The sequence below is a fragment of the Jutongia hominis genome (assembly GCF_014384965.1).
Lineage (GTDB): Bacteria > Bacillota > Clostridia > Lachnospirales > Lachnospiraceae > Butyribacter > Butyribacter hominis.
In genome coordinates, this window is sequence record NZ_JACRSW010000037.1 from 1 (window position 1) to 4,871 (window position 4,871).

The window sequence follows — 4,871 nt, forward strand, 5'->3', positions numbered from 1 at the left end:
CGGACACTTGATATCAAGTCACCGCTTGTAGCAGAGCAGGGAAAGGCAAGGTGAAAGCATGGATGGAAGATTTACGGATGAAGAGCTTGCCATAGCAAAGAGTGTTGACCTGTGTGCAGTTGCAGAAAGTCTTGGGTATACAGTAAAGAGGATTGGCAAATACCACACTTTAAAAGAGATGGATTCCATCCGCATTTACAACAGAAGCCATTGGTACAGATGGTCAAGGCAGTTTGACAAAGGCAACAATGGCGGCTCACAGATAGATTTCTTGCGGGTGTTTTGTGGAATGAGTGTAAAAGAGGCTGTGTTCTGGCTTTTAGATTTTGCAGGATATAGAAGGATCGAGAATCCTGTAAAGCAGCCACTTGTTCATCAGGTATCGCAGAAGCAGGCAGAGGAGAGAAAGCCATTTGTCCTACCGGAACCGGCGGGAGATAATTCCTATCTTATTTCATATCTGAATCAGGAGAGAGGAATCAGCAGGACTGTCATAGATCTGTTTTTAAAAGATGGACTGATTTATGAGAGCAGGCATTACCACAATGTTGTTTTCAAAGGAAATGATAAAAATGGAGTGACAAGATTTGCAAGTATGCGGGGAGTGTTTGATAAGCAGGGTAAGCCATTCAAGTGTGATGTCACAGGCAATGATAAAAACTATGGATTTAATGTAGTAAATGTTAACAGTACAGAGCTTGTAGTATTTGAGGCTGCAATCGACCTTATGAGTTATGTGGATATCTTCACGGATTATGAATCAAATAAGCTGGCACTTGGGATGCTTGCAGATGCACCACTTGAGACTTTTCTTCGGGAACATCCGCAGATTACTTCCATCCGGTTCTGCCTTGATGGAGATGAGCCGGGGAGAAAAGCAGCAGCTGAACTTATGAGAAAGTATTATGAGCTTGGATATGAGGTAGAAGACTGTCCGCCTCCAGCCGGATATAAGGATTACAACGAGTGGCTTGTGGCGGCAAAGCTTAATCTTAATCAAATGAATCAGAGAGCAGATGAACCGGTCAGGGCATGAGAACTTGGATTTTGATGTGTGGGGGCAGAAAGCGCCCCCAAAACAGCAAAGTGGGGGCAGAAAGCGCCCCCAAAATGTCAAAGTGGGGGCAAAAAGCGCCCCCGCAATTCGGACACGATAAAAACCGGATTGAATTCAGTATAAAAGTGGGGGCAGAAAGCGCCCCCAAAATAACAAAGTGGGGGCAGAAAGCGCCCCCAAAGTAGCAAAGTGGGGGCAAAAAGCGCCCCCACTTCCATAAACAGAGGGTTTTAGGGAGATTTTCTCCCTAACTAGATGGCATTAGGACAGAGATGTCTCTAATGCGTATCTAGCAGTCGCCGGGGACTAACTGGAGACTGGAGCTTTGGTGAATATTTACTAAACACGGATAAGGAGGTGCAAGGAAGCAATGGATGCAGAAGTTACGCTATTTTCAAAACCAGAAGAACTGATTGCCTGGGCAGACACATTTGATATCTTACTTAACCCTTCGATAGAAGATGCTGCAATATTGCTTAACTATATGGAAGGTCATGATTATGCTATTGGCATAGATTCTGATGGGAAGATGTACAGACAGGATGTAGCTGAGGAGAATGGTGAAATTGAACCATACCCGATAGATGATGTTATAGATACTGTTTGTGAATGGAACTATGAACTGATACTTGATGCTGATGCACACAGGAATGATCCAAAGGATTTTAAAGATTACAGTGAGTTTCAGGATAAGTATGACAGTTTGAAAGCAGATGAAAAGAGGCTGGACAGGTTGTTTGAAAAGACCTGTTATGCAAAGGAGATTGATGAAATGGCGGCTGCTTTGGTGGAATCATTCATTAGCCATCTAAGTAGCAGGGATGATTCGGAAAAAGCTGCGGTGACAGTTGCAGAAGGAATTAATGATTATAGTACGGGTAAGAGAGGAAGGTGAGTCTATGGCAGATAAAGTTCATTGTATTAGGAAAACACTAAGACTAATGCCAGAGGAAGCCAAGATGCTTGCAAAAAAGGCATGTGATAATGGAATGAATGAGGCTGAGTATATCCGTCTTCTTATCAGTCAGAAACCAAATGATTATCCGGAAGTAAGGAAGATTCTGAAGGAACTCATTAATGAAGTCAACAGAATTGGAATAAATATCAACCAGATAGTATTTAACAATAATGCCGGGCTGTATTCCAAGGAAGATAAGACACAGCTGATAGCTTATATGCGAAAACTGAATCAGAAGGTAGATGAGGCGGTGGTAAAGATTGGCAATCAGTAAAATCCTTAATATGAAGGATTGTGGTGGGCATTTTCACGGAAAACATCTGAAGAGATCTCTTGATTATGTGATGAATCCGGAGAAAACACAGGATGGAAGGCTCGTTGGTGCAATCAACTGTCAGGTCGATTCTGCTTTTGAACAGATGAAAGCTACAAAACGGAAGTTTGGAAAAGTTGATAAAAGGCAGGGATATCATATCATTCTCTCATTTAAGGAAGATGAAGTGAATCCTGATACGGCATTTGAGATAACCCGCAGATTCGTGGAAGAGTATCTTGGAAAATCATATGAGGCAGTATATGTGGTGCATGATAATACAGCACATGTTCATTCACACATTGTATTTAACAGTGTGAGTTTTGTGGATGGGAAAAAGTATCGCTATGAAAAAGGAGACTGGGCAAAGTATATCCAGCCAATCACGAATAAGCTGTGTCAGGAATATGGTCTTTCGATCATTGATGTTGATGATGGCAGTAAGGAAAAAGAGCATGAAAGCTATAAGGACTGGAGCGAATATCGTGAAGGCAGTTTTGTATGGGCAGATATGATTAAGAGAGACCTGGATTCCTGCATACTGCAGGCAGGAAATTATGAGCAGTTTCTGGAGCTGTTATCTGACAAAGGATATGAGGTCAAGCAGGGAAAGTATCTGGCGGTAAAGCCACAAGGAATGACGAGATTTCGCAGATGTAAGACATTAGGTGACATGTATTCTGATGAGGTAATCCGGGAAAGGATAGAAAAAGAGGATATTTCATTTTACCGGGAACAGCAGAAAGAAGTACAACCGGTTCTTTGTAAGTGTAAGGTGAGAAGATACCGAAGGGCAAAGATGTCGGGGCTTCAAAAGAGATACTATGCAAAGCTATACCGGATAGGAAAGCTGAAAAAGAAGCCATACAGTCAGGTATGGAAGTATAAGGATGATATCCGTAAGATGCATAAACTGCAGGAGGAGTATTTGTTCCTTGTAAATCATGACATTCATTCAGCAGAGGAGCTTGTCAGTGTAATCAGCTCATTGACAGATAAAAGAAAAGAAGTTTCAGCAGAGAAAAGCCGCATTTATAAGGCTAGGGAGAGAAGTCGAGAACTTTTTGATATAGCAGATGATATGAAAGAGTTAGAACCTGCTGAGAAGTCTTTCCTCCAGGGAGATGAATTTTTTACGGATGAGCATTTGCAATGGGAAACTTTGAAACAGAAGCTTTTATCACAGGGATATAGCCTTGAAGAGGTGGAAGCACTGCGTAAACATTATAAAGAGGAGTATTCCAAAGCATGTGCAAAAGAAAGGGCAGTATTCAAAGAGTTGAATATTGGTAAATCTATATGGAAGAGTCTTATTCCAGACAGCGTATCAGATGGAAAAGATGCACAGTACAACAAAGAGACAATACGAGACAGGAAAGAGCAGCCAGAACGTTAGGCTGTTTTTTTAGTAGTTAGGAGGCATATATGGAAGAAAACAGAGAACCGCTTAGTGCGATAGCAATCGAGAAAAAATTGCAGCTTCTCCGAAATAAGCATTTTAGTGAAAATACGATTGCTCTTGTAAAAAGTGATTATGAATATGGACTGAAAGAGGAGGAGATCAGCCTTTATCTCAATAAGTCATACGACATTGAACAGATGAAGATTTTATCGGAATGTCTGCACAAGGATGTTCCAAAAGATGTGATTGATATTATCAAGAATACCAAGTATTCGGTTCATCAGATGCAGGTGTCCCTTGAATTTTATGAAAAGGGTGTACCTGTTCAGACAATTAAGGAGGTTATGGACAAAGGGGAAAAACCTATTACCATGCGACGATTATATGAGGAAGTTCTGGAACAGCTGAATAAAGTCAAGAAACAGATTCCGGAAGAGTCTGAGTATGTGAAAGCACTTATTTCTCAGATGGATGAAGTGGTTGCAAAGATAAATCATCAGAATGAAAGGTATGATGCCTTGAATAAGAAGCTTTCTGAAATAGAAACGTCCAAAGATGACGAGGAAGTCAGGGAGCGTCTGGTCAAGGAGAATCAGGATAAGGATGCTCTTATCAACAGTCAGCAGAATGAACTGAATAAGGCAAGCAGTACGATTGCAAGACTCAGGGATGATATTGAGAAAAAGGATAAGGAGATGAAGCGTATGGGAGACAGAATAGAGTCATTGGAAGATAAGATCATAAGTGTTGCCACAGAGAATAAAAAAGAAGCAGAAAGTAAGGCAGAGCCGCAGGAAAGCCAGTCCGTATCACAGGCAGATAAAAAGATGGTTGATACAGTTGCAGTTCCTCAGAATATGCAGGCTGTGGCAAACGGGATTCCGGTCTATTATCAGATTCCGGTAGTTGATGGTACTGGAAATGTGGTGCAGAGACTTCCGATTGAGAGAAGTGTGAGAAAGAGCAGCAACAGCGGAGTGGTGAGCCTTTTTGCAAGACTGTCATTTAAGAAAAAGTCAAGGGCAGACATTGTAAAGCTGGTTGCATCGGGAGACCTTGTTCCGGCGCAGCTTGTGCAGATTAAGAGTGCAATAGAAAAGGGACTTACTGAGTCACAGCTTGTAGAGCTTATAAACAACAA

Annotated in this window: 5 protein-coding genes; all 5 read left to right on the top strand. The window is 41.6% G+C overall.

The window, feature by feature from the left end; translation table 11 throughout:
* Positions 1-58: 58 nt before the first annotated feature.
* The gene (locus H8700_RS11090; RefSeq protein WP_118257465.1) at positions 59-1,036 is read left to right on the top strand and encodes a DUF3991 and TOPRIM domain-containing protein; all 978 of its coding nucleotides are present in this window, start codon (positions 59-61) and stop codon (positions 1,034-1,036) included.
* 391 nt (positions 1,037-1,427) lie between these two features.
* Complete coding sequence (locus H8700_RS11095) at positions 1,428-1,952, top strand: multidrug transporter (protein ID WP_118257466.1); 525 nt, start codon at positions 1,428-1,430, stop codon at positions 1,950-1,952.
* A gap of 4 nt (positions 1,953-1,956) precedes the next feature.
* Positions 1,957-2,289, top strand: coding sequence for a plasmid mobilization protein (locus H8700_RS11100; protein WP_005340557.1), 333 nt, complete (start codon positions 1,957-1,959; stop codon positions 2,287-2,289).
* Positions 2,290-2,299: 10 nt separating this feature from the next.
* Positions 2,300-3,724, top strand: a complete 1,425-nt coding sequence (locus H8700_RS11105; RefSeq protein WP_118257537.1) for a relaxase/mobilization nuclease domain-containing protein — start codon at positions 2,300-2,302, stop codon at positions 3,722-3,724.
* A gap of 29 nt (positions 3,725-3,753) precedes the next feature.
* Positions 3,754-4,871 (top strand): hypothetical protein (locus H8700_RS11110; protein WP_249305686.1); only part of this gene is annotated, 1,118 nt, incomplete at its 3' end.

Excerpts from the sequence above, each read along its gene's own strand:
- H8700_RS11100 (WP_005340557.1), top strand. The coding sequence starts at position 1,957 with ATGGCAGATAAAGTTCATTGTATTAGGAAAACACTAAGACTAATGCCA.
- H8700_RS11105 (WP_118257537.1), top strand. The coding sequence starts at position 2,300 with ATGAAGGATTGTGGTGGGCATTTTCACGGAAAACATCTGAAGAGATCT.
- H8700_RS11090 (WP_118257465.1), top strand. The coding sequence starts at position 59 with ATGGATGGAAGATTTACGGATGAAGAGCTTGCCATAGCAAAGAGTGTT.
- H8700_RS11095 (WP_118257466.1), top strand. The coding sequence starts at position 1,428 with ATGGATGCAGAAGTTACGCTATTTTCAAAACCAGAAGAACTGATTGCC.